General features: G+C 65.0%; 26 protein-coding genes. 8 read left to right on the top strand and 18 right to left on the bottom strand.

Translation table 11 applies throughout. The annotated features are described in order from the left end of the window. Window positions 1-2 precede the first annotated feature (2 nt). Both A5645_RS23960 and A5645_RS23965 read left to right on the top strand, forming a co-directional pair. Window positions 3-1,019: a Rieske 2Fe-2S domain-containing protein gene (locus A5645_RS23960; protein WP_065131293.1), complete on the top strand. Its 1,017-nt coding sequence runs from the start codon at window positions 3-5 to the stop codon at window positions 1,017-1,019. Next, entirely contained in the window at window positions 1,016-2,089 is a 1,074-nt protein-coding gene (locus A5645_RS23965; protein WP_065131294.1) for an NAD(P)H-dependent amine dehydrogenase family protein, read from the top strand. Before A5645_RS23960 ends, A5645_RS23965 begins: the two co-directional genes overlap by 4 nt. A 16-nt stretch (window positions 2,090-2,105) precedes the next feature. Here the strand turns inward: A5645_RS23965 and A5645_RS23970 are convergent, their stop codons facing one another. Genes A5645_RS23970 through A5645_RS23985 form a run of 4 tightly spaced genes read right to left on the bottom strand, consistent with a single transcriptional unit; the run spans window position 2,106 to window position 5,711 of the window. Continuing rightward, entirely contained in the window at window positions 2,106-2,558 is a 453-nt protein-coding gene (locus A5645_RS23970; protein WP_065036946.1) for a universal stress protein, read from the bottom strand. A gap of 53 nt (window positions 2,559-2,611) precedes the next feature. Beyond that, the gene (locus A5645_RS23975; protein WP_065036947.1) at window positions 2,612-3,625 is read right to left on the bottom strand and encodes an NADP-dependent oxidoreductase; all 1,014 of its coding nucleotides are present in this window, start codon (window positions 3,623-3,625) and stop codon (window positions 2,612-2,614) included. Further along, the gene (locus A5645_RS23980; protein WP_065131295.1) at window positions 3,622-4,590 is read right to left on the bottom strand and encodes an LLM class F420-dependent oxidoreductase; all 969 of its coding nucleotides are present in this window, start codon (window positions 4,588-4,590) and stop codon (window positions 3,622-3,624) included. Before A5645_RS23980 ends, A5645_RS23975 begins: the two co-directional genes overlap by 4 nt. Continuing rightward, window positions 4,587-5,711 carry an acyl-CoA dehydrogenase family protein gene (locus tag A5645_RS23985; protein ID WP_065131296.1) on the bottom strand — a complete coding sequence of 375 codons (1,125 nt, stop codon included), beginning with the start codon at window positions 5,709-5,711 and terminating at the stop codon, window positions 4,587-4,589. Before A5645_RS23985 ends, A5645_RS23980 begins: the two co-directional genes overlap by 4 nt. 80 nt (window positions 5,712-5,791) lie before the next feature. Here A5645_RS23985 and A5645_RS23990 point away from each other — a divergent pair, with 80 nt between their 5' ends. Continuing rightward, window positions 5,792-6,253 (top strand): winged helix-turn-helix transcriptional regulator, encoded by a 462-nt coding sequence (locus tag A5645_RS23990; protein WP_065036950.1) that lies wholly within the window; start codon window positions 5,792-5,794, stop codon window positions 6,251-6,253. Window positions 6,254-6,259: 6 nt separating this feature from the next. Here the strand turns inward: A5645_RS23990 and A5645_RS23995 are convergent, their stop codons facing one another. After that, window positions 6,260-6,520 carry a hypothetical protein gene (locus A5645_RS23995; RefSeq protein WP_065131297.1) on the bottom strand — a complete coding sequence of 87 codons (261 nt, stop codon included), beginning with the start codon at window positions 6,518-6,520 and terminating at the stop codon, window positions 6,260-6,262. A gap of 3 nt (window positions 6,521-6,523) precedes the next feature. Then, window positions 6,524-7,426, bottom strand: a complete 903-nt coding sequence (locus A5645_RS24000; protein WP_065131298.1) for an oxygenase MpaB family protein — start codon at window positions 7,424-7,426, stop codon at window positions 6,524-6,526. 164 nt (window positions 7,427-7,590) lie between these two features. Here A5645_RS24000 and A5645_RS24005 point away from each other — a divergent pair, with 164 nt between their 5' ends. Beyond that, window positions 7,591-7,815, top strand: coding sequence for a hypothetical protein (locus tag A5645_RS24005; protein ID WP_065131299.1), 225 nt, complete (start codon window positions 7,591-7,593; stop codon window positions 7,813-7,815). 9 nt (window positions 7,816-7,824) lie between these two features. Here A5645_RS24005 and A5645_RS24010 read toward each other — a convergent pair whose 3' ends face one another. The 5 genes from A5645_RS24010 to A5645_RS27940 form a co-directional block, all read right to left on the bottom strand. Then, window positions 7,825-8,214 (bottom strand): VOC family protein, encoded by a 390-nt coding sequence (locus tag A5645_RS24010; RefSeq protein WP_065131300.1) that lies wholly within the window; start codon window positions 8,212-8,214, stop codon window positions 7,825-7,827. A 100-nt stretch (window positions 8,215-8,314) separates the two neighbouring features. Beyond that, window positions 8,315-9,124 (bottom strand): lytic transglycosylase domain-containing protein, encoded by an 810-nt coding sequence (locus A5645_RS24015; RefSeq protein ID WP_253867129.1) that lies wholly within the window; start codon window positions 9,122-9,124, stop codon window positions 8,315-8,317. Between the two features lie 171 nt (window positions 9,125-9,295). Beyond that, a complete protein-coding gene (locus tag A5645_RS24020) occupies window positions 9,296-9,787 on the bottom strand; it encodes an LppP/LprE family lipoprotein (protein ID WP_065131301.1) in 492 nt (163 codons plus the stop codon). Between the two features lie 118 nt (window positions 9,788-9,905). After that, the gene (locus tag A5645_RS24025; protein ID WP_065131302.1) at window positions 9,906-10,703 is read right to left on the bottom strand and encodes a spirocyclase AveC family protein; all 798 of its coding nucleotides are present in this window, start codon (window positions 10,701-10,703) and stop codon (window positions 9,906-9,908) included. Beyond that, window positions 10,700-10,840, bottom strand: coding sequence for a hypothetical protein (locus A5645_RS27940; protein WP_155768147.1), 141 nt, complete (start codon window positions 10,838-10,840; stop codon window positions 10,700-10,702). Before A5645_RS27940 ends, A5645_RS24025 begins: the two co-directional genes overlap by 4 nt. A 41-nt stretch (window positions 10,841-10,881) precedes the next feature. On the opposite strand from A5645_RS27940, the gene A5645_RS24030 reads away from it, so the two are divergent. Then, window positions 10,882-11,520 carry a TetR/AcrR family transcriptional regulator gene (locus A5645_RS24030; RefSeq protein ID WP_065131303.1) on the top strand — a complete coding sequence of 213 codons (639 nt, stop codon included), beginning with the start codon at window positions 10,882-10,884 and terminating at the stop codon, window positions 11,518-11,520. Between the two features lie 14 nt (window positions 11,521-11,534). Here A5645_RS24030 and A5645_RS24035 read toward each other — a convergent pair whose 3' ends face one another. From A5645_RS24035 to A5645_RS24045, 3 genes are read right to left on the bottom strand one after another with little or no spacing between them, the layout of a single operon-like run. Then, window positions 11,535-12,365 (bottom strand): TauD/TfdA dioxygenase family protein, encoded by an 831-nt coding sequence (locus tag A5645_RS24035; protein WP_065131304.1) that lies wholly within the window; start codon window positions 12,363-12,365, stop codon window positions 11,535-11,537. A 2-nt stretch (window positions 12,366-12,367) separates the two neighbouring features. Beyond that, entirely contained in the window at window positions 12,368-12,691 is a 324-nt protein-coding gene (locus A5645_RS24040) for a hypothetical protein (RefSeq protein ID WP_065036959.1), read from the bottom strand. After that, window positions 12,688-13,974: an aromatic ring-hydroxylating oxygenase subunit alpha gene (locus tag A5645_RS24045; RefSeq protein WP_065131404.1), complete on the bottom strand. Its 1,287-nt coding sequence runs from the start codon at window positions 13,972-13,974 to the stop codon at window positions 12,688-12,690. Before A5645_RS24045 ends, A5645_RS24040 begins: the two co-directional genes overlap by 4 nt. Before the next feature lie 112 nt (window positions 13,975-14,086). Here A5645_RS24045 and A5645_RS24050 point away from each other — a divergent pair, with 112 nt between their 5' ends. Beyond that, window positions 14,087-15,007: a LysR family transcriptional regulator gene (locus tag A5645_RS24050; protein ID WP_065036960.1), complete on the top strand. Its 921-nt coding sequence runs from the start codon at window positions 14,087-14,089 to the stop codon at window positions 15,005-15,007. Between the two features lie 4 nt (window positions 15,008-15,011). On the opposite strand, the gene A5645_RS24055 is transcribed toward A5645_RS24050, so the two are convergent. Genes A5645_RS24055 through A5645_RS24065 form a run of 3 tightly spaced genes read right to left on the bottom strand, consistent with a single transcriptional unit; the run spans window position 15,012 to window position 18,885 of the window. Continuing rightward, window positions 15,012-15,962, bottom strand: coding sequence for a TIGR03564 family F420-dependent LLM class oxidoreductase (locus tag A5645_RS24055; protein ID WP_065036961.1), 951 nt, complete (start codon window positions 15,960-15,962; stop codon window positions 15,012-15,014). 12 nt (window positions 15,963-15,974) lie between these two features. After that, window positions 15,975-16,694, bottom strand: coding sequence for a hypothetical protein (locus A5645_RS24060; protein ID WP_065131305.1), 720 nt, complete (start codon window positions 16,692-16,694; stop codon window positions 15,975-15,977). A gap of 22 nt (window positions 16,695-16,716) precedes the next feature. Then, entirely contained in the window at window positions 16,717-18,885 is a 2,169-nt protein-coding gene (locus A5645_RS24065) for a hypothetical protein (RefSeq protein WP_155768148.1), read from the bottom strand. A 112-nt stretch (window positions 18,886-18,997) separates the two neighbouring features. Between A5645_RS24065 and A5645_RS24070 the strand changes: the two genes are divergently transcribed. Further along, on the top strand, window positions 18,998-19,906 hold the full coding sequence (locus A5645_RS24070) for a DUF7064 domain-containing protein (protein ID WP_065131307.1): 909 nt from the start codon (window positions 18,998-19,000) through the stop codon (window positions 19,904-19,906). 152 nt (window positions 19,907-20,058) lie between these two features. Here the strand turns inward: A5645_RS24070 and A5645_RS24075 are convergent, their stop codons facing one another. Then, a complete protein-coding gene (locus A5645_RS24075; protein WP_065131308.1) occupies window positions 20,059-21,516 on the bottom strand; it encodes a phospholipase D-like domain-containing protein in 1,458 nt (485 codons plus the stop codon). Window positions 21,517-21,645: 129 nt separating this feature from the next. On the opposite strand from A5645_RS24075, the gene A5645_RS24080 reads away from it, so the two are divergent. Beyond that, window positions 21,646-22,491: a mycofactocin-coupled SDR family oxidoreductase gene (locus A5645_RS24080; RefSeq protein ID WP_065131309.1), complete on the top strand. Its 846-nt coding sequence runs from the start codon at window positions 21,646-21,648 to the stop codon at window positions 22,489-22,491. Window positions 22,492-22,497 lie beyond the last annotated feature (6 nt).

Raw genomic sequence — 22,497 nt, forward strand, 5'->3', positions numbered from 1 at the left:
GGATGGCCAAGCCCCCTTTGTCGATGAAGCCAACCGGGTGGTTCCAGGTGGCGTGGTCCGACGAGATCGGCATCGGCGAAGTCCACAGCATGAAGTATTTCGACCAGGAGATGGTCGCTTGGCGGACCGCGTCGGGTCAGCTCACCGTGATGAACGCCTACTGCGAGCATCTGGGTGCGCATCTGGGTTACGGCGGAAAAGTGGTGGGCGAGGTCCTCCAATGCCCGTTCCACGGCTGGCAGTGGAGTCAGGAGGGACGCAACGTCTGCATCCCCTACCAGGAACGGCCGAATCGCGGCCGGCGGGTCCGCACCTACCCGGTGGTGGAACGCAACGAGTCCGTCTACATCTGGCATGACATCGAAGGCCGCGCACCGTTTTTCGATGCCCCCGATGTGTTTGCCAGTTTCGCCGACGGCAGCGGTCCCGCGGACTACTACTCGCAGCAGCGACTGTTCCGGCAGCACCTGGAGCTGCACCCGCAGTACGTGCTGGAAAACGGGGTCGATTTCGCCCACTTCAAGTACGTGCACAACACGCCGATCGTGCCGATCTTCACCCGGCATGACTTCGACGAGCCGATCTCCTACGTGGATTTCACCATCACCTTCGAGGGCGACGACCGGCAGCGCATCGAAGACGTCAACAGCGGCGTCGAGGCCATCAACGGCGGCCTCGGCGTCGCCGTCACCAAGAGCTGGGGGATGGTGGACAACCGCACGATCTCGGCGGTCACCCCGGTCGACGAGCGCACGTCCGACGTCCGATTCATGGTCTACATCGGCCGCGTCCCCGGCCGGGATGACGAGCGCGCGGAAGCCAAGGCACGCATGTTCGGTGACGAGGTGATCCGGCAGTTCGTCCAGGATGTGCACATCTGGTCACACCAGCGCTACTCGGATCCGCCCGCGCTCGCAACGGCGGAATACGAGGGTTTCACCGCAATTCGCAACTGGGCCAAGCAGTTCTATCCCGACGGCAAAGACTCGACTCGACCCCTGGAAAGGGCCACCTCATGACAATCAAGGTCTTCCAAGTTGCCACCGGCAATGTCGGCTCGGAGATGATCAAGCGCATCGCCAACCATCCCGACCTGGAACTGATTGGCGTGCACTGCTATTCGGCGGAGAAGATCGGGAAAGACGTCGGCGAGTTGATCGGCCTGCCACCCAACGGCGTCACCGCGACCGGCAGCATCGACGAGATCATTGACGCCCGGCCCGATGTGCTGACGTTTCATGGCGTGTTCCCCGACGAGGATCTCTACGTGAAAGTCCTCGAAGCCGGGATCAACATCGTCACCACTGCCGACTGGATCACCGGCTGGCACCGCAACCGCAACCACCCCCACCATTCCGGCAAGCCGGTCACCCAACTGCTGGCCGAAGCGTGCGCCAAGGGCGCGTCCACGTTCTACGGGACCGGCATGAACCCCGGCGTCAATCAGATTCTGGGTGTGGTCTGTTCGGCCGATGTCGCCGAGATCGAGAACGTCACCACCATCGAGTCGGTCGACGTGTCTTGCCACCACTCCAAGGACACCTGGATCGAGGTCGGCTACGGGCTTCCCGTCGACCAGCCCGACATCCCGGGCAAATTGGAGAAGTACACCCGTGTCTTCGCCGACAGCGTGCTGATGATGGCCGATTGCTTCGACATCGAACTCGACGAGGTGAAGTTCGACTACGAGTTGGGCGCCTGCACCAAGGATGTCGACCTCGGCTGGTACACGCTGCCCAAGGGTTCGCTGGGCGGCAACTACATCAAGTATCAGGGCATGGTGGCAGGTGTTCCGCGGGTCGAGACGCATCTGGAATGGCAGATGACACCGCACACCGACCCGCACTGGGATATCAAGGGCTGCTACATCACTCAGATCAAAGGCGACCCGTGCATCTACAACAAGCACATGATCTTCCCCAAGCCCGGCGTCGACCTGTCCAATCCCGACAACTTCGCCTCGATCGGCATGACGGTCACCGGGCTACCCGCGCTGAACTCAATCAAATCGGTCCTCGCCGCTCCCCCGGGACTGATCACCAGTGCGGACCTGCCGCTGCGGGGGTTCGCCGGCCGCTTCAAGATCTAGGGGTTTCAGTGCGCGGTTAGTCCTGGGTCTCGACGACCAGCACCTCGGTCTTGGCGCGCCGGGACACCGTGCGCGGCACAGCGCCGACGACCCGGCCGACCAGCGAGTTGTTTCCCACGTCGCCCACCACCAGCAGGTCGGCATCGACATCCTCCACCAGCTGCACCAGGGCGTCGACGGCAGAGCCTTCGACGGCGCGCTCCTCCACCTCGGTGGCGCCGGCGTCACGCGCCCGGGAAGCGGCTTGGCGCAACATCTCATACACCGGAGCGTTGCCCTCGTTGCGATATTTCTCGTTGCGATGCTGGTCGGGATCGGGCCCGGCGCGATTATGGTCGGAGTCGGTGAACGCCGACGCGACGATCAACTTGGCGCCGGATTCGGCGGCGATCTGCGCCGCGCGGTCGACCGCGCGAAACGACGTGTCCGATCCGTCGGTGCCTACCACCACGACCTGATATTTGCCCATCTGAACCTCCCGAGGTGTCCGGGATGGACTAGCCGCTGGCCACGCATTTGAAACTAGGAACCGTCCAGGGCGAGGATCAGTTTGCCGGTGTTCTCGCCGCGGAACAGCGCGAGCAATACTTCAGGGAAGTCGCCGACGTCGCCGCGGACGACCTGCTCGTGCGAGCGCAGTTCCCCGCTGCGCAGCCAATCCGCCAGCCGCACAACGCCTTCACCGTAGCGATCGGCGTAATCGAAGATGACGAAACCGGTCATGGACGCCCGCGCAACCAGCAATTGCATGTAGTTGGCGGGGCCGCGCAACTCGTCGGTGGCGTTGTACTGCGAAATGGCCCCACAGATGACGACGCGGGCGCCGCGCGCCAGTCGCGCCAGCGCGGCTTCCAGCGTCGCTCCCCCGACATTGTCGAAGAAAACATCAATACCGTTGGGCGCGTGCACCTTCAGCTGCCGGCGCAGATCTCCCGCCCGGTAGTCGATCGCGGCGTCGAACCCGAGTTCTTCGACCAGCCAGCGGCACTTGTCCGGGCCGCCGGCGATGCCGACCGCGCGGCAACCGTTGATCCGCGCGATCTGTCCCGCGATGCTACCGACCGAACCGGCCGCCCCCGAGACGACGACTGTTTGTCCCGGTTGCGGCTTCCCGACATCAAGCAGCCCGAAATAGGCCGTCAGGCCGCTGATTCCCAGTGCGCCGAGATGCACCGGGGCGGGCGCCAGCGTGGTGTCCACCGATGTCACATCCCGGCCGTCGGAGATCGCGTAGCGCTGTACTCCGAACGTGCCGTACACCTCGTCACCGACGGCGAATTTCGGGTGCTGCGAATCGATTACGCGCCCGATCCCGCCCGCGCGCATCACCTCACCGATCTCCACCGGCGGCACGTAGGACCGTCCGGCGTTCATCCAGGTGCGCATCGCCGGGTCGACGGACAGGTATTCGACCCGCACCAGGAACTGCCCATCGGAAACGGTCCCGACTGATTCTTCGGCGATCTGCCAGTCGGAGACCTTGGGCAGGCCGACGGGACGGTTGGCCAGCCGGCATACGGTGTTGGTGAGGGTCACAATCGGTCTCCTTCTGCTATTGCGGCAAGGGTCGCCCGGGCGCCCGGGTCTTCTGCGGTGGAAGGCACAACAGCGACGCAGTCGGCGCCCGCTTCGCGGTAGGAGCGCAGGCGCGCGGCAATGTGCTCCGCAGACCCCAACGCGCCCACTCCGTCGAGCAATTCCACCGGGATCTCGGCCGCCAGTGCACGGCGCGGCGCGCCGGCCCGCGCCTTGGCCACCAAATCACCGAAGCCGAGTGCGGCGAACATCTCCCCATATCCGGGTGGGGCGAGGTACACCGCCACCTGGCCGGCCAGTTGAGCGTGCGCGGCGGCGCCGGGATTGACGGCGACCGGCACCCACACCGTCAGCCGAGGCGGCGGGCGGTCGGTCGCGGCATCGTCGAGCAGGCTACGCACCTCGGCCACCCGGGCCGGTGAAGCCAGGTTGAGCACCACCTCGTCGGTATGCCGCGCCGCCAGCCGAAGCATGCCGGAACCGAAGGCGCCCAACGCGATCCGAGTTTCCGGAACTGGGGTCCGCAGCCGAAACCCGTGGCTTGAGACGTGCCGGCCGGCATAGTCGACGCGCGCGCCGTCCAGCATCGGCCGTAGGCAGTCGATCGTTTCCCGCATGACGGTGACGTGGTGCGCCCAGGAACGGTTGTGCCAGCCGGCCACGATCACCGGACTCGAGGCCCCCAACGCGATGTCGACCCGGCTGCCGGTCAGTGAGGCGACGGTGCTGACCCCCAGCGCAAGCGTCACCGGACCACGCACCCCGACGGCCAACGGTCCGATCTTGAGCGCCAGCCCGGGGGCCTGCACCCCGATCGCGGTCGCCAGCGCGAAGGCGTCATACGTCGCCATCTCGCCGATCCAGAGCGCATCGAACCCAGTCTGCGCCGCTGTGAGCGCGATCTGGACGGCTTCCTGGTCGGGCCGGTCGAGCCAGAACGGAAGGACGACTTCGGTGGCTGTCACAGCATCGTGACGTCGGCGGGCCGGCCGAGCAGGACGCGACCGGGCAGCTCACGCGATGCCTCGTTGACCTGAAAGTGAGCGGTGGCGGTGAACGCATCGCGGAATCGGCGCTGTAGCGGGGAATCGTCATAGATGGCACTGCTGCCCGCCAGGTCATACAGGCTGCGCACCACGTCGGCCGATGTGCGCGCCGCATGGGTCGCGGCCAGCCGGAGCCGGGTGCGCAAGTCCATCGGCACCGGCCCGGATTCGTGGCTGGCCTGCCATGCGGTGTCGATCGCCTCGTAGTACAACGCGCGCGCCGCACTCAATGACGACTCCGCGGTCGCCACCGCCGCCTGGGTGGACGGGCGCTCGGCCAAAGTCCGCGTGGATCCGAGTCCCTTTTTGCCGGCGGCCAATTCCGCGAAGTCGTCGATGGCGGCGCGGGCATTGCCCAGCGTGGCCGCACCGATCGACAGCGCGAAGAACCCGAATACCGGGAACCGGTACAGCGGCCGGTCCAGCACGGGCCCGTCGAACAACGAGAACACCCGTTCGGACGGGACGAAGATCTCATCGGCAACGGTGTCGTGGCTGCCTGTGCCGCGCAGACCCAACGAGTGCCAGTTGTCGAGCACGTGCAAATCGTCCTTGGGCAGCGCGACGACCGACGGAATGCGGCCGTCGTCAACGAAACAGCCGGCGAAAAGAACATCCGCGTGCGTGATTCCGCTACAGAACGGCCATCGCCCGGACACGATCACGCCGCCGTCGACGGATCGCGCCTTACCCCGCGGTGCCCACACCCCGGCGGCGACGCCCCTTCCGCCGCCGAACATTTCGTCGCGCGCGCCCGGTGGCAGGTAGGCGACCAGCAGAGCGCTGGTGATCGCGATTGACACGCACCAACCCGCCGCGGCATCGCCGCGGGCAATCGCTTCGGCGCATCGCAGTGCGATCGGCGGCTCCAGCTCGAGTGCGTCAACCTCGCGCGGCATGGTCGCGCGCAACAGACCGGCGTCGTTGAGGCGATCGACGAGATCCGGCACGAGCCTGCGTTCGCGTTCGGTCTGCGCCGACACCTCTCGAGCCGAGAGCGCGATTTTCTCGGCGACAACTTCGAGGTCAGGGTGGCTCATCAGCGGCTCCCGGTAGCGGTGACGGTTCAATTACGTTACCACCTGCGGTTCAGTAATGTAACCGGTACAGTGAATGAACTATGTCGGCCGCCGATCTGTCCCACCGCTTCCAGGGCGAATCCGTCGGCCGCGCCTTGGAGTTGGTCGGCGAGCGGTGGACGTTGCTGATCCTGCGTGAAGCGTTCTTCGGCGTGCAGCGTTTCGGCCAGCTGGCGCGCAACCTCAATATCCCGCGGCCCACGCTGTCGACGCGGCTGCGGATGCTGGTTGAGGTGGGCCTTTTGGACCGGGTGCCGTATTCGCAGGATCCCGAACGCTATGAATACCGCCTCACCGACGCGGGCCGCGAGCTCTTCGGGGCGATCGTCGTGCTGATGCACTGGGGGGACCGCCATCTACCTCTGCCGAGTGGACCTCCAATTGTGTTGCGCCACAATCAGTGCGGCGAGATCGTCGAGCCGCTTTTGGTCTGCGCCCACTGTGAGCAGGAGATCAACGCGCGCAACGTGACGCCCGAGGCGGGCCCGGGTTTTCGCGACTAGCGCGCGTCACGGCGCCGGACAGGCGTCCGCGATCTGGATCGAAGCCGGCCACAAGATGGTGGTCAGCCCGAATGCCGCGACGTCGGCGCCGGCGGGTATCATCTGCGACAGCCGCGCCTGGATCCGCTCCACCTGCGGGTAGTGCAGAGAAGCCCACACCAAGCCGATGCACAAGTAGGGCAACGCGAGCCACAGCCCCAGCTCGATCAGGGCCGCGACACTGAGCTGGTGGCCCAGCACTCGCCGCAGTCGATCCATCGCGGTCATGGGTCAGATCAACGGACGGTCCCGCCGCACGCGGCTGCGCACATCCGCGAGCAGGACGTGACTGCTGCCCTGGCGAACGAAGGGGGGAAGGAAGCGGTTGACGAAAGCTACTAGCAGGAACAGGTATTCGAACCGGCGCTGCTTGCCTTTGCTCCAGGAGACGCCGAGCGCCTCCCGAAAGACCGGCGCCAGGAAGCCGACGGTCAAGAACTTCAACAGCCGATGGAAGGGCAGCCGCAGCAGTGGATTGATCATGCGAAGGTCGATCAGCTCCATCAAATAGTTGCCGACGACCTCCCCCACCTCGACCTGCCGGCACGCCTGGACCCAGTAGTCGTCGAATGCTTTTCGGGTCGGCGGCCACTGGTCTTCCCGGACTTGCAAGGTGGTGCCCAGCGTCCAGGCGGAGCGGTAGAACTGCTCGGCTTGCTCGTCGTTCATCGGCCCGCGCAACAGCTGATAGGTGTCTTCCAACCCGACGAACAGGCACGCAGCCACCCACATCTGCAGGTCGCCGTCGAACGCGTTGTAACGAACGGGACTTTCCGGCGTCGACTTCACGTGCCGGTGCGCCCCGTCGACGGCCGCCCGGAAGGCGGCGCGGTCCTGTGGCGAGCCGAAGACCGCTACGGCCAGATACTGAAAGGTGGTCCGGGCCCGCTTCCAGGGATGCTTCAACAGATTGCCGGAGTCGACCTTTGACTCCACTACCCCGTAGCCCACACCCGGCCGGGACAATTGCATGATGACGTTCGCCGCGCCGGCAGCGAACGCCCAGAAGTCCATCGCTTCGCGAATATCGACCGGGGCATCGCTCCAGCGAGCGGTCTGACGGGTGACGCCGATGCGAGTGTCCTCGATGGACAGCGTGGCTCGCTCGACGGACTGACTATCCGGAATCGACATTCACAGCACCCCCAGCCCTGTGCGTCTTGCCATGACTCAAATCTAACCCCAACAGGCATTGCCTGGTCCTGATCCGACGACGGGAGATCAAAGAGTTGACAGAATAGGGGTTAACATATTGGTACTCGATTCCATCCCGGACGCACTCTCCACGAGGGCCGAAGATGCTCACCAAGCTGCGGGAACTGCTCGATTACAAGATGACCATCGCCGAATGGCTGGGGCTGGCCGTCATCCTCGGCATCCCGTATTTCCTGGTGGGACTGGTGTGGTCGTCGACGCATACCGAGCACTTGCAACGACTGCACGGCGCGGACCTGGTGGTGTCCTTCCTGGGTTCGATCGTGTCCTGGCCGGTCCTGCTGTTTTCGAATGTCTGTATGACCTGAGGCGCGGCGTCAGCCGCGCAGATGCGTGATCTGGATCAGGTTGCCGCAGGTGTCGTCGAGCACGGCCGTGGTCACCGGTCCCATGTCGGCGGGCTCCTGAGTGAAGAGCACTCCCAGCCCGCTCAGCCGCTGATATTCCGCGTGCACATCGTCGACGGCGAAGGACGTGAACGGGATGCCGTCGGCGATCAACGCTTCCTTGAACGGCTTGGCCGCCGGATGCTGGTCGGGCTCGAGGACCAGCTCGGTGCCGTCCGGATCCTCCGGGGAGACCACGGTGATCCACCGGTGTTCGCCCATCGGCACGTCGTGCTTCTGCTTGAAGCCGAGGATCTCGGTGTAGAAGCGCAGTGCCTTGTCCTGGTCGTCGACCAGCACACTGGTCAGGTTGATTTTCATGGTGTTCCCTTCCCCCGGTTCAGCCACCGGGCAACGATCGGCTCGAGCGGCGCGGTGCTGATGTAGTGGAACTTGAAGCAGTTACTTGCCCGTCAATGGCTCACTGCGGGTGTCCGGCCAGGTAGTCGGCGACGGGAATTCGCTCCGACGCGGCGTACCCGACCGGCAGCAGCACGTCCCCCGACGTGGTCAGGTAGTAGACGTCCCACCGGTGATAGCCGGCGAAAGCCGCCGGATCAGCGCCGATCGCGGCGGCATAGTCATTGACCGCGCCGACGTAGTGGCTCGAGTGGTTATAGCTGTAGATGGCGCCGTCGCGATTGCCCGCAAAGCCGTTCGCGGCGAGCATGCGACCGGCCGCCATGATGCTGTCCCTTGGGGAATGAATGTCGCCGCCCCCGCCGTAGCTGGCAAACGTCGACGGCAGGAATTGCATGGGCCCCTGGGCACCGGCGTTGCTCACCCCGGAGATGCGGCCGAAGTCGGTCTCGACCATGTTGATCGCCGCCAGGTAGTTCCAACCGACACCGGTGGCCGCCTCGGCCTCGCGGTAGTAGCCGAGCAACTCGTTGAGCGGCGCCGGCGGGTCGATCCGCCAGGCCGGCAGTGTCGACCTCGCCTCCGGCCCGTTCAATGCCATGAGGTGATGGCGCGCATCGACGTTGAGGTTGTAGATGCCCACGAGTGACGCCGGGATGATCGGCCGCACGATCGGCTCCCACTCGGGGTGGCGGCCGATGGCGCGGTACGCCGCCTGCTCGCGAAGTGCGGCGGCCTGCAGCACCGCCTCCGAGGACGACGGATCGCGCAGCGCCTGCTCGTCGGCCACCAGGTCGCGGGCCAGCTGCGCGGGGTCGGCGGCCAGCGCCGGTTGCGCGGCCGACTCTCCACAGCCCACCAGGCCCGACATGATCGCCGCGGCGAATAGAGCTGCAGCGCAACGCAGCATGCGCGAACGGATCTTGGGAACGTCCATGGTTCGACCTCGAGGCTGGTATGCGGGTGTTAGCCCTACATCTTGTCCGCTCGCGGGTGATTGGCCAAGCAGCCGGTCTACAACCGGCCTAACAAGGGGAGCGCGTCACCACGCGGGTTGCGGGTCCAACATCGCGGCCTGGCTGCCCTGCCACTGGTAACGGACGGTGGTGATGGGACCCGGGCACGCCGTGCAGACCTCTCGGCCGTCCTTGTAGTCGAGTGCGACGATCTCGTCGGTGGTCTTTGCCTTGTTGAGCGTGGTGAACGGGTAGGCCTTGGATGTCGCGACCCCGACGAAGCTGCCCTTGTGGAACAGCAGCGCGAGGTCCGGCGAACTGCCGGTGGCACCGATCACGGTGATGATGACGGTCGACAGGGTGGCGCACGGGTTGTAGTTGCTGCTCGGATCGAAGCTGTGCGTGTTCAGGTCCCACGCCCCGTTGCCCGGTAGCGCGGGTATTTGTTTGATCGCTGCCCGGATTTCCGGCGCCGTGAGGTTCACTCCGCATGTCGTGGGTTCGGCCTGCGCGGGCGCGGCCAACGGACTCAACGCGCACAGGACGGCGATAAGCGCGGATAAGACAACTACTCGCATCGAACACTGCCTCCTGGTTGGCTGCATCCATCGTGGCGCGGTGTCATCCCCGCTAGAAGGAATGCTGCGAAGTTGTGTCGAAGAAGTGACCTGTGCGGTGCGCTCTGGCGTCCGCTACTTAATGCCCGCAGTGCTTGGGCTGGTTCGGGACGCCCGGGAACAACTGCTCTGTCGAGCCCGAGGTCACCCAGCCGCCCAGCTTGGTGGCCAGATGCGGCGCGAAGACGGCGCCATACAGCAGATTGCCGATCAGGATGACGGCCACAATGGACAGCGCGGCCGATTGGGCGGGAGTCTTCGACAGCTTGTCGGCCCACATTTTGATGACATTGCGGCCTTGGGCATCGGTTCGGCCGAGCAGATAGGTGAAGACCATCATCTGCACGCCCAGCGCGATGGAGTCATAGATCGGGTATTGATGCTTGGTTCCCTCGAAGACGGCGAGCCCGGGAATGACGTAGCCGTAGTAGAAGACACCGAGCCGAGCGCCGATAACAGCATTGAACAGGAAGGCCCAGCAGAATCCCACGATGAAGCCGGCGCTGAGCAACGTGAGGGGTCGTCGCCACCCGAACCGCGCGCTCAGCCGTCGTCCGAGCGCCGCGCCGATCACCGCGGGCAGGACGAAATAGCCGATGTAGCCGAGGGGGACGGCCGACGGCAGCCCGCCCCAGGTCATGTTCAACGGCCACCACGACGGCATACGGGGTAGCGCCGGTGGAAATTGGGCGTACATGGCCCAGTCGTACGGCGCCTCGATCCACGAGAAAGAGATCGCCGAGATACACAGCAGCAGCAGCGGGTGCAGCCGGCGGCCCCGAATGCTCAGGTACACACCGAGCGCGGTGAACACGATGCCGCTGCCCCAGCCGAAGATGACCGCCGCCGTCAGCAGCGGCGTCAGCTCGGTGTTCATCGGTCCCGCTCTTTGGCCGCACCGCCGCGCGCTTCGGGGTCGAAATACAGGACCGCGCCGAAGATCAGCGCGATCAGGCCGAACAGGGTGCCGAGCATGATGACCGCGCCCACGACGATTCCCTTCGACAGCGACATCGACTTTGAATAGTGCACACTATTCAAAGTGACGGGTCAAGATGGCTATCGTGAATGCCGTGCGCCAGCCGTCCCGCCGGCCCCGCGGTGAACCCCGCAGGCTGCTGCTCGACGCGGCACGTTCGCTGTTCGCCCGCCAGGATTACCGCACCACGACCACGCGCGAGATCGCCGAGGCGGCCGGGGTTTCCGAATACCTGCTGTTCCGTAACTTCGGCTCGAAGGCCGGACTGTTCCGGGAAGCCCTCGTCCTGCCGTTCACGAACTTCGTCGACGAGTTCGGGCGGACGTGGCAGTCGGTTGTTCCGGAGGAGACCGACGAAGAGGAACTGGCCCGGCAGTTCGTCGGCCGGCTCTACGACGTGATGGTCGAACACCGGGGCCTGCTGCTGACGCTGGCGGCAGCCGAAACGTTCAGCGAGGCCGAGATGGTCGACGCCGGCATCAACGACATCCGGCGTGCCATTGCGGTGCTCGGCCGAATCAGCACCGAGGGCATGCAGCTACGCGGACTGCGCTCTCGCCAGCCAGACCTGCCCGCGCACTCCACGGTGGCGACGGTGGTGGGCATGGTGGCGCTGCGCTCAACTTTCTTTGGCGAGCAACAACCTTCCCGGGATGTGATCGTCGACGAACTCGTGCAAGCGACTCTGCACGGCTTTCTTCATCGCCCGAAATGAGCTTTGGGCCCCGTTCAGTGCAGCGGTTCTTCGCCGGCAATTACCGTGCGATGCATCAGGCGTCCACTGTGCGCGGCATACGGCAGCGCCCGGTGCATCGTCCCGGTGTTGTCCCAGACGAGCAGATCACCGATCTGCCATTCGTGCCGGTAGACATAGCGTGGTTGAGTGGCCCAATCACGAAGGCGCGCAAGCAGTGCGCGACTCTCCTCTACCGAGAGGCCCAGCACGTAATCCGCGGTCGCGCCGAGCAGCAGCGACTTACGCCCGGACCGGTGCGTCCAGACCAATGGGCACGACTTCGTCGGAGACTTCTGCCAAAAGCAAATCTCTTCGTAGCTCATTTCGGGGCGTACGTAGTACTGCGACCGCTCTGCGCTGTGGACCACTCGAAGTTCAGCAATGGCCGCTTTGTCGGCATCGGGCAGGTCCTCGTATGCGGCGTAGGTGTTGCAGAACTCGGTTTGTCCGCCGGAATCGGACAGCTTGATCGCCCGCAGTACGGTGGCGAGATTGGGATAGGGCTGCAGTGAGCCGTCGAAATGCCAGAACATCGAACCCTTGAGGTATTCGGCGCGCTGGTTCACCCGCTGGTCGAGTGAGATCTTGTAGATGCCGTCCTCGCCCTCGTTCTGCACAATGCCGCCAAGGGATTTCGCGATTGCCACTTGCTGCGCATCGCTGATCTGCAGGCCGCGGAAGAAGATCACTCCGCGCTTTTCCAACGTGGCCCGAACGGCTTCGGCCACGCTGCCGCTGAGCAACGTCTGCAGGTCTGTCCTGATCTCGCTGCCGATCAGCGGTGTGCGGTCGATGATTTCAAGCCGTGTGGTGGACAGTCCCATGATCAGCTCAGCCTGGTGAGGATGGTGTTCGCCGAATGCTTGACCCGCGGTTGGCGCCACAACTCGACCGCCAACGATACGGTGATCAGCGAATACAACAAGTTGCGCAGGTTCGCGACGTCCTCGGGCAACGGCTCGGCATAGTCGAATTTGTCGATATAGGCGACCGCCTCCTCGGCGTATGGGAACACCTCGTCGTAGAACGCCTGGATCTCGGTCATCGAACTGTTGACGCGTTTCACGTACCGCCGGTGTCCGTCCTCGATGGCCCACTCCGCGACCAGATGTTCGAGAGAGGAAAACTCCGGTGGCAGAGCGGTATTCATTGGTTCACCTCGGTCAGCGCCCGCTCGCCTGCCGCCACGTAATCGCCGACCACCTTGTGCAGGTGACGCAACAGGATCTCCTCGTCGTTCATCGTGAAGTGCGTGAGTACGCCACTGTTGAGCATCGCCTGCAGGCCTTCGGACGGACTGGCGTCTTCGAGGATGATGTCGTTGAGGAAGGTCACCGTCAGCTCCTGGCCAAGCCTCTCCCTGTGCGTCTTGGGCGGCTGGTAGAACATCTCGGCTTCGAAGATGTGCGAGTGCGGACCCGTCGGCCAATGGGCGTGCGTGCTGAAGCCCGAGGCCCCGAAGATCAGTACGAAGTTCGGGAAGAACTGAAAGGAATCGAAACCGTACTTTTCCGACCGCGTGGGATTCAGACCCGCAGGCATGGGCCCGCGATCGGTTCGCTTGTTCCACGGGCCCGCGGCGCTTGCTTCCATCACGCATTCGATCGGCTTGGAGTAGGGCGTTTTCTGCGATGGCTCCCCGGAGAACGAGAACATTCGATGTGGCCCGTCGAGCTGATAGGCCAACGCGTCGGTGAATGGGTTCGGCTGGTCGAACGCCTCTCTGGCCTCGGCGGTGAGCGCCCCGAACGAGGCGGCATGCAGGTACGGGCCGTGGTAGCTCTCGGCGAACCCGTCGAGGAAGATTTTCCAGTTGCACTGCAACTCCACCGTGAACCGGTACACCTGGTGCGGCCCGGCGAAGGGGTAACCCTCGATGCCGTGGGCCAACTCGCCGAGGTAGGAGCGCAGCGACTCGGTGTTGTGCGGGTTGAGGTTGATAAAGATGAAGCCTTCCCATACATCGCATTGGATGCCGGGCACCCGGCAGCTGTCCGCATCGAAGTCCAGCAGCAGATCCTTGCGGGTGGCGGCGTGCAGCGAGCCGTCCAAGTTGTACCGCCAGCCGTGAAAACGGCAGTACAGCAAGGGCGCCCGGCCCTGTACTTCCTGGAACGGATCGTCCTGCCACAGCAACTTGTTGCCGCGGTGCGGACAAATGTTGTGCAGAGCGCGGATGACGTCGTCCTTGCCTCGCACGATGATGACCGAGGTATTGAGGAACTTGAGTTCGCGGGTGAAATAGCTGCCGGCGCGCGGCACCCGTTCCACGCGTCCGACGTAGAGCCAGGTCTTCTTGAAGACGTGCTCTCGCTCCTTGTCGTAGAACTCCCGTGACACACAGTCTTCCAGCGACACCTGGCCGCGCCCCAGTTCTGGGTACGCGTCGGTCCAGTGCCCGCTCGCCGGTTTGCTCAGTACGTCGCGACCCATGAGGCCCTCCTCCTCTCGGCCCCGATCCCACCCCCGGCCGAAGTTAGCACTTGACCAGGTGCGCAAATAGGTCTTCACTTGCAACACCCTGTTGCATTTTTGGAACGCGCCCATGGAACAAAATCTGCCGTTCGACCTCGATGCCTTGCTGGTATTCGGCAAGGTGGTCGAGTGCCGGAGTCTTTCCAAGGCGGCGACGCTGCTGGGAATGCCCAAGTCGACCGTTAGCCGCAAGCTCAGCAAGCTGGAGGCCGACCTCGGCATCAAGCTGCTCCGCAAGAACACCCATCAGCTCTCGGTGACCGACCTCGGCGAGAAGATCTACGGCCACGGCATCAATATCCTGGCCGAGGCCAACGGGGTGCGCGCCCTGGTCGAGAAGAGCAAGCAAGAGCCGCGTGGCGAGTTGCGCGTGGCGATACCGGTGTTCGTCGGGATCGACTACGCCTCACGGGTCGGCGCCGCGTTCCTGCGCCGCTACCCGAATTCGCGCTTGGATATCCGGTTGGTGGACAACGTCGTTCACCCCGTGCACGACGGATTTGACGTCGTCTTCGGCACCGGTCCGCTGCCGGATTCAACACTGATCGCGCGAAAAGTTTTCAGCCTGCAGCTTTTTCTGTGCGCTTCGGCCAATTTTGTCCGCGAGCTTCCCGAACCCCTCAGCACTCCGGCCCAGTTGAAATCCGTGCCCTTCATCGACTGCGGCGTCTGCGAAGGGTCCGGCAAGCTCACGCTCGCCAAGAACAAGCGGCGCTATGAGCTGAACCCCTTGATTCGGGCCCGCGCCAACAACTTTCAGGTTGGCAAACAGTACATCTTGCAAGGCCTGGGCGTTGGCGCGATGCCCAACCAGATCATTGTCACGGCCGAGTTGCGCGACGGAAGCATCGTCCCGGTGCTACCGGACTGGACCCTGACCCGCACGGACGTGTACATGATCCATCCGTTCCAGCTGTCCTTCTCGACGTTGATCAGCGCCTTCTACGAGACCGCGTGCGACATCATCACCGAGAACTCAGCGCGGGCGTGACCCGCTATAACTCCGGAATGATCGAGGCGAGGAATTCCTGGGTCCGTCGTCGCGACCGGGTGCGCGCCGACACGTCGTCACCGAGCGGGACGACACGAGCCGCGAGGTCGGTGACACCGGCCTCTCGGTAGCGGCGTAACCGCCCGAGGATCGCCGCGTCGTCCCCGGCGGCCATGGTGTCCCCGACATCTCTGGCATCGCCATGTTCAAGCAGGCGAACATAATTCGGCGAGAAGTCCGCGTGACCGAGGACCTCGCTGGCGTAGCCGCGCGCCTTCTCTGCCTCGCCGTTGGCGCAGAGGGCGACGGGAACCCCGGCCACGATGCGCGGCTCGGGACCCCCGGCGGCCGCTGCGGCGATATGTGGCGCTACATGGTCCCGGATGGCTCGCTCGTCGGCCATCCACAGGATGGTGCCGGCTGTGCGCTCGCCGGCGATGCGCAACATCCTCGGCCCCAGCGCGGCCAACAGAACGGGCATCTCGAAGGCGTCGGTGACATCGACGCTGGAGTGAACGCGGTAGCTTCCGTTCTCCACGTGTACCGAACCGACTCCGGCGAATGCCGCCCGCAGCACGTCTAGATAGTCACCGACAAGATGAGCAGGCCGGTCGTAGGGCAACCCCAATTGTCCCGTGACGATCCAGTGATGGGAGGGACCGATGCCGAGCGTGAACCTCCCGCCACACGCCACCTGGGTGGTGAGTGCCTGCTGGGCCATGATCATCGGGTGGCGCGTCTGGATCGGCACGACGGCCGTCCCCAATTCGATGCGACTGGTGGCCTGGCCCAGCACGGTGAGGGCGGTCATCGCATCCAGGTAACCCGGCACCTGGGGCATCCAAAACGAGTGGAAGCCGGCACTTTCGGCCCGCGTCGCGTCGTCGATCAGCCCGGCCAGCCGATCCGACCGGGGGCGCTCCTTATCGGAGCCGACCATCAGACCAACGCGCACAAGACCTCCCTGCTACGGCACATAGCGATCCCACTCGTAAGGCACGACCGCATGAAACGGTGCGGCCAGCAGCGCTTCGGTGCCCGCCGTACGCCAGCCGGCCTCGAGCACGGGGCGCAGCCGCTTGGCTGTGGTGACCGGGTCCGCGTCGAGGAAGCAATAGCTGATCCACTGGGCGGGTTCTTGCACCGTGGCCGCGGACCAGACGCCCGCCACCCCATCGATGTGGGCCAGCTCGTTGCTCGGCGCGTTCCCCCGTTCGACCAGCAGGAAGACTCCCCGCAGCGGTAGCCACGGCAGCACATCGGCGCCGACCTTGACTCGCGGGGAGGCGGACTTGCGCGTCACCTCGTAGACCCCCCGTTGCACCGGGGGCAGCAACGGCATCATCCGCCCGGCGTCCCGCAGCGCCCTGCCGAGCTCGGTGAATGCCTCGAGCCCGTCGCGGTCGCTGAAAAAGTACGTCATCACATGGTCGACCGGATCGAGCGGGTCCCGACTCGCCACTCGTGCTGACCGGCACTCGGGCGTGGACACCAGTCGCAGTGAAGCACGCAGGGTCGGCAGCCGGTATTGCTCAGGACGGTGATCCAGAGAGTGCCAGCGCAGATAGTCCGCGTCGGCGCCATGCGGATGACGGGTCGCCATCGACACGAACAGCGTGCTGATGTTCCCGTTCCCCGCGGCAAGAACATCGGCGTCCTCGTCGGTGGGCGTGCCAGGCAGCGTCATGGCCCCGCGCCCGACACGATCCCTATTGCTGGTCGTCTGCTGGGTCGTCGTCTGCTGGGTCGTCGCGATCTTCCGGCGAGCACGAGGGAAGCTTATGCAGTGCGTCGGGATCCGGCCCCTCGGCCTTCAGGTACGGGCGGCCGTCTTCCGCGGTGGCGATCCGGATAGGGATCTCGGCGCCGCCCGCGCTGTCGGGTTCCACGTAGAGCTCGAGTTCGCCGGAGCCGACGAACAATACGGCGTCGTCCGCGGAGAGTTTCCAAGGATGGCCGTCGGTGGGCCACCGGCCCCCGATGAGGCGGATGTCGCCGCGGTAGCCCTCCGCATCCTCGGGCGTGTCGGAAGAAACGCAACTGACCCATAACTTGGCCGGCAGCGGACGGAAATACACCGCGAGGCGCTGACGGTTGAGATCCGCGGCGATCGGGATGCCGATCGGTGGCAGCGAGGTGCCCTCGGGATTGTCGTTCAGCGATTTCTTCACCTCTCGTGAACCGATGCCGCTGCCGAACCAGTCGATTGTGAGCACCGTGGAGAAGTACTGAGCGATCGCCAGCGTCAACAGGCCGCCCGCCCCCGCGGCGCCCACCCCGGCGCCCGCCACCGCCGTCACCGGCAGTGCGATCAGCCCGGCGACCGCCGCCGCACCTGCCGCCGTCGCCACCTTGCCGGCCGCGGACAAACTGAAGTCCGCGCTGACGTCTGGCTCGGGAGGGTTCTGCGCCGGGCGCACGCCCACGGTCCTGGGAAGCTCGTCGAACCACTCGTTGACCTGCTTGACTTCCGCCTCGTAGTCGTGATCGGTGGCCTCCCCCGCGCGCTTCTTCTCCCGCGCGGTCCGAAGCCTGCCCTCCAGGCTCTCGATCGTCTTGAGGTTGACCCGCCGGGTTTCTTCCTCCTTCGGGTCGCGCGGAATGTCGTCGAGGCCCATCTCGTAGGTGACCTTGAAATTGGCTTTGAAGTCATAGAGCTTGGTGTCGGCGCTGACGGCACCGTCGACAACCAGCCGGCCGTCCTTGGTGCGGGGCAGGATATCGGCTTCGATGGCGTCGAGGCTGCGCTCCTCACCGCCGATGTTGATTGTCTTGGGGCCTTGCAACAGGCACGGCACATCGGGGTCGAAGTCGTTCGCGTCCAGGTTGAAGGTGTTCATCACCGTGTCGCGAACCTGCCGCAGGACGCTCCAACCGGTGACAGCCAATCCCGTTTTCTCGTGGGGGTTTTCGGCAAGGACGGATGCGGGCAGCTCCTCGCCGTGTGGCAGTTCGCGCAACGTCTGCACCTGCACCACCAGCGATTCGTGAGTGACGTCGCCGACGTTCCACCGCTGCACGATCGCGTCGATGGCCTTGAAGGTGGTGTCGTCCGGCGCCTGCGGATCCACGTCGACGGGCGACGGCAGCAGACTCTCGATGCCGTTGTCGCCCTTCTCGGCGAGCTGTGGCCGGACCGCATCAGCGATCTGCGCGGCCAGCGAGTCGAGCACCCTGATTCGGGCTTCGTCGTCGGAGATGCTGGGGTGCTGCAGCTTCTCCATATTGACCAGTAACTCCCCCGCGACGCTGTGGGTGATCCAGTAGGCCTCGGCGTAGTCCAGTTCCCAGCTGATCCGCGGGTCCTGCCCCGCCAGCACGGTCACGCCGTCCGGACGCCGTTCGACATCGGCACCGAACAGTCGCGGGCCGTATTCGTCGGACAACGGGGTGGCTAACAGCACTGGAGCGTCCTGCGCCGTGAAATTCAATGCGATCGTCTGCTTGCCGGGCTCGGTCTCGTGCGGTTCGAGCTGCTCATGCACCGTGAGCCGGCCAAACACCGGAATCTCGTTGTAGGGGATCTCGCGGGACTCACCGGCGCGCGGACCTTCCGGGATCGTGACGGTCACGGGCGGCAGTTCCACCAGCGGGATGCAGGTCACCGAATCGATGACGATCTTCGAGTCGAAGATCACCAGGTCGATGGCGAAATGCCTTAACGGGTCCCGGGATTCGCCGTCTATCTCCTCCTGCCACAACCGTTCGTGCGAATCGAAGATGAACCACACCCGGTCCAGCGTCAGGTCGATGGTGGCGGTCGCAGAGTAGCCGGTGCCGTCGACCGACTCGCTGCGCTTGTCACCACCGAACATCTCGACCGTCTGATCCTGGACGCGTTCGCGATGGATTTCGATCATCGTGTCGGGACGCTGCATGTCCACACTCCTAGGCGGTCGCAAGCGGGTTTGCGGATGCTGTACCCACAATCAACCCGGAGTCAATCCCGTCGTGCTTGTCCAGTCGCCGTCAAGGCGGTTGACTCGCAGCGTGACCTGCGATCCCGGCGCGCACGACGGCGCATTCCATGCGGCCAGCGACGACCCCGAGTGGGCCGAGAGTGGTTGCTTTGCGATTTCGGTGCCCGAACGCGACATCAACGGGTTCCTGTACTTCTTCCACGACGTGCGCTCCGGCATGTCCGGCGGCGGCCCGGCACTGTGGGACCCGACCGGGGAAATGCCGCACGACTGCCTTTTCTACGACTGGCGCTGGCGTCAACCACCCACCGGCTCAATCGCTTTCGATGACTTCACGCTGCCGAACAGCCTGGGTCACCAGGTCATCGAGCCCGGCCGGCGGCATCGGCTCACGTATCGCCAGCTCGGCCTGGAGTTGGCGGTGGAGTGGACGGCGCTGATGCCACCGCACCACCTCGGGCCGCCGTCCGATGCGGCCGGCCACTTCGACCAGCCGGGCAGAATGACCGGTCGGCTCAGCCTCGACGGCGCGGAACACGACATCGATTGCTTCTCCATGCGCGACCGCACCTGGGGCCCGCATCGTGCCGGTGCGGCACGGTCCGGTGACTACCTGTGGGCGATCGCCTCCCCGGACGACCACTGGCACGCCCTGGCGATGGAAAGCCGGGCCCCGGACGTAGACAGGGTCGTCGGCGGATACCTGTTCGCCGGCGGCCGGCTTGGCGAACTGGTCAGCGGTGAGCGCCGGGTGTTCATGCGCCACGATCGCGCGCCGGCGCAGGTGGTGTTAGAGGCCACCGACGAGTACGGCCGCGCGCTGCACGCCGAAGGCCGGGTGCGCACGGCGCTGCGCTGGTTGGGCTGGCCGGGACGGCTGACCTATTGGACTCTGACCGACTGGAGCTGGAACGGTGTGCGTGGCTGGGGCGAGAACCAGGAGTTTCACGCCAGGGAACGAGTACGACGGCTCGGTTGACCAGCACCACAGGCGATCCACAGCAATGCTGGTCCTCGATCTGCGGATCCGAGCCACACACATCTACGGACCCGAGCAGTGGGTTGGCCCGGCCGCCGATTGCCCGTTCGCCAGCACCGGCGGCGGGGGATGTCGCCGGAAGAAGACCGCCCTCAGCGCCTCAGTCGCTCGATGAGTCGCTGCACGCTCTGGCCTATCGATCGCGGGACATGATCGGGATCCATCAGCTCGTTCTCCGCCAACGGGCTCGCTTCGTCGGCGATTGTCTCTTTGGTGAAGGGCTGCAACGTCTTACCGTGCGCGCGTAGTTCGTCGACCGTTTTCAGGAAAGACCGGTACCGGCGCAGCGCGTCCTCGAACTCGCCGACAGATACGCCCAGGTGCTCGGCGATCAATTCGTGGCGCATGTTGGTGATTTCCTGACGAATCTCCTGCGCGCCGTCTGTCCTGCCGATGGCTTCGATAGCGACGTCGCACTCGCTGTCGAATCCCATCGACCGGTTGTTGAGATTCGACGACCCGATGCGCAACAACCGATCGTCGACGACCAGCACCTTGGAATGGACATAGATCGGCAGCCCGCCGTCGGTGACGGGGTAATAAATGCCCAGACGGTCATGATCGTCGGCGGCCCACAGCTCCTGGATCAGCAGATGCCTGGCGCTGTCCATGGCTTGCTGCTCGAGCGGACTTTCCGAACTCCGGGGCAGCACTATCACGATCTCGGGACCGTCGTCTTCGCGAAGACGGCCGGCAAGCGCCTCGACGAGGTCGCGAGAGGCCAGATACTGGTTCTCCAGATAGATCACGTCTCGCGCGGCCGCGATCGCCGCGAAGTTGAGCGCCTCCACCTCGCGGACCTCGGCGCGATCCTCCAGCTCGGGCAGGGTGCGCGCGATTCCGACGTCGACCTTGCGCAGGGACGGCGCCAGCCCGCTCGGCCAGGCCACGTGCTTGGCTTCGACCGGCTCCAGCGTCTGACCGGTCGCGGTCTGCCACCGCTCGCGCGCCTGCTCACCGAGCGCGACGGCAGCGGCGCCGTCGACCGCCAGGGCCACCTCGTGGCGAGGTCCATAGCCGCGGCCCAACGTCCGCCTGCCCCGGTTGGTGTGCGCATGCTCGCGGGTGTCCCACCGTTCGATGGTGAGGTCGAGACCGCCGCAGAATGCCACCGCCTCGTCGATCACCGCGATCTTCTGGTGATGTACCGCGCCGATCGGGTGGGCGCCGTCGACGGCGAACCGTATTCGCTTGCTGCTGAGACGATTCACCAGCGTCACCGGGGTCAGCCCGTACCAGATGCCGTCGAAGGCCGGTAGCAGTCGCAGATTGGATTTCAGTAGGTAAACCTCCAAAGTTGGCCGCTTCCAGAGCATCCAGTACAGGAAGGCGCCCAGCTGGTTGGGCCCCGGCAGCGTTTTGCTCCCGCGCTCGAACGCCATCCTGGCGTCTAAGTCCCAGGCGATCAACATGATTCGGTGTCGAGCCCGCAGCATCGCCGCCTTGACATGACGGAAATAGTCAGCGGCGTCGATGATGCCCGCGAACTGATCGGCCCGTACCACCCGCCAGCACGTCTGGCCGGGAATCAGAAGTCGGTCGTCGCCCACGCCGGCCTCAACCAGTCCGGCGGATCGGGGAGCGCATACTCGTGTGTCTACCCCGCTGCCGGTGGCCACGCAACGGCCCGTGCGCACCCGTGTTTGACTTGGTGCGGATCATCCTGGCGAAAGGTAGCGATGGCAGGCAATTCAGTCGGCAGAGTCGCCGGCAAGGTCGCATTCATCACCGGCGCGGCACGCGGCCAGGGTCGCGAACACGCGGTCCGGCTGGCTGAGGAGGGCGCCGACATCATCGCGGTGGATGTCTGCGAGGACATTGACGGCGTCGCCTACCCGGGGGCCACCGAGGACGACCTCGCGGACACGGCCGCCCTGGTGGAAAAGTCGGGACGGCGCGTCGTCACCGCCAAGGCCGATGTGCGCAACCTGGACAGTCTCCGCGTCGCGCTCGAACAGGGGGTGGCCGCTCTGGGGGCGGTCGACATCGTCGTGGCCAACGCCGGAATCAGCGGCACCCCGGCGCCGGCGGCCCTGATCGAGAAATCCGCGTGGCAGACGATGCTGGACATCAACTTGACCGGCGTCTGGCAGACCGTGAAGGCGGCGCTACCACACATGACCAACGGGGGCGGATCGATCATCCTGGTCAGCTCGATGCTGGGTATTCGCGGCGGCGGCTACATGGCCCACTATGCGTCGGCGAAACACGCCGTCGTGGGTCTGATGAATTCTTTGGCCAATGAACTTGCGCCGCAGTGGATCCGGGTGAACTCCATTCACCCGGGCAACATCCTGACGCCGATGCTGGACAACGAGTGGTTCTGCCGCACCATGCGGCCGGACCTCTCCGATCCGACCGTGCACGATGCGGCCGAGATCATCGGCCAATTCCACCTGCTGCCCAAGCCACTGATCGAGGCACGCGCTGTCAGCAACGCCGTACTGTTCCTGGCCTCCGATGAGGCGCAGTACATCACCGGGGCGGCACTGCCCGTCGATGCCGGTGCCGTCGCGAAATTCTGAAAAGCG

Source organism: Mycobacterium asiaticum, from assembly GCF_001673635.1.
Taxonomy (GTDB): domain Bacteria; phylum Actinomycetota; class Actinomycetes; order Mycobacteriales; family Mycobacteriaceae; genus Mycobacterium; species Mycobacterium asiaticum_C.

What these genes read in the sequence shown, in the direction of transcription:
- A5645_RS24035 (WP_065131304.1), bottom strand. Translation starts at nt 12,365, where the DNA reads ATGGGACTGTCCACCACACGGCTTGAAATCATCGACCGCACACCGCTG.
- A5645_RS23995 (WP_065131297.1), bottom strand. Translation starts at nt 6,520, where the DNA reads ATGACCGCGATGGATCGACTGCGGCGAGTGCTGGGCCACCAGCTCAGT.
- A5645_RS24005 (WP_065131299.1), top strand. Translation starts at nt 7,591, where the DNA reads ATGCTCACCAAGCTGCGGGAACTGCTCGATTACAAGATGACCATCGCC.
- A5645_RS23985 (WP_065131296.1), bottom strand. Translation starts at nt 5,711, where the DNA reads ATGAGCCACCCTGACCTCGAAGTTGTCGCCGAGAAAATCGCGCTCTCG.
- A5645_RS23965 (WP_065131294.1), top strand. Translation starts at nt 1,016, where the DNA reads ATGACAATCAAGGTCTTCCAAGTTGCCACCGGCAATGTCGGCTCGGAG.
- A5645_RS24080 (WP_065131309.1), top strand. Translation starts at nt 21,646, where the DNA reads ATGGCAGGCAATTCAGTCGGCAGAGTCGCCGGCAAGGTCGCATTCATC.
- A5645_RS24025 (WP_065131302.1), bottom strand. Translation starts at nt 10,703, where the DNA reads ATGAACACCGAGCTGACGCCGCTGCTGACGGCGGCGGTCATCTTCGGC.
- A5645_RS27940 (WP_155768147.1), bottom strand. Translation starts at nt 10,840, where the DNA reads ATGTCGCTGTCGAAGGGAATCGTCGTGGGCGCGGTCATCATGCTCGGC.
- A5645_RS24060 (WP_065131305.1), bottom strand. Translation starts at nt 16,694, where the DNA reads ATGACGCTGCCTGGCACGCCCACCGACGAGGACGCCGATGTTCTTGCC.
- A5645_RS24020 (WP_065131301.1), bottom strand. Translation starts at nt 9,787, where the DNA reads ATGCGAGTAGTTGTCTTATCCGCGCTTATCGCCGTCCTGTGCGCGTTG.
- A5645_RS24040 (WP_065036959.1), bottom strand. Translation starts at nt 12,691, where the DNA reads ATGAATACCGCTCTGCCACCGGAGTTTTCCTCTCTCGAACATCTGGTC.
- A5645_RS23970 (WP_065036946.1), bottom strand. Translation starts at nt 2,558, where the DNA reads ATGGGCAAATATCAGGTCGTGGTGGTAGGCACCGACGGATCGGACACG.
- A5645_RS24065 (WP_155768148.1), bottom strand. Translation starts at nt 18,885, where the DNA reads ATGCAGCGTCCCGACACGATGATCGAAATCCATCGCGAACGCGTCCAG.
- A5645_RS24000 (WP_065131298.1), bottom strand. Translation starts at nt 7,426, where the DNA reads ATGTCGATTCCGGATAGTCAGTCCGTCGAGCGAGCCACGCTGTCCATC.
- A5645_RS24045 (WP_065131404.1), bottom strand. Translation starts at nt 13,974, where the DNA reads ATGGGTCGCGACGTACTGAGCAAACCGGCGAGCGGGCACTGGACCGAC.
- A5645_RS23990 (WP_065036950.1), top strand. Translation starts at nt 5,792, where the DNA reads ATGTCGGCCGCCGATCTGTCCCACCGCTTCCAGGGCGAATCCGTCGGC.
- A5645_RS24030 (WP_065131303.1), top strand. Translation starts at nt 10,882, where the DNA reads ATGGCTATCGTGAATGCCGTGCGCCAGCCGTCCCGCCGGCCCCGCGGT.
- A5645_RS24010 (WP_065131300.1), bottom strand. Translation starts at nt 8,214, where the DNA reads ATGAAAATCAACCTGACCAGTGTGCTGGTCGACGACCAGGACAAGGCA.
- A5645_RS24015 (WP_253867129.1), bottom strand. Translation starts at nt 9,124, where the DNA reads ATGTCGGGCCTGGTGGGCTGTGGAGAGTCGGCCGCGCAACCGGCGCTG.
- A5645_RS24050 (WP_065036960.1), top strand. Translation starts at nt 14,087, where the DNA reads ATGGAACAAAATCTGCCGTTCGACCTCGATGCCTTGCTGGTATTCGGC.
- A5645_RS23960 (WP_065131293.1), top strand. Translation starts at nt 3, where the DNA reads ATGGCCAAGCCCCCTTTGTCGATGAAGCCAACCGGGTGGTTCCAGGTG.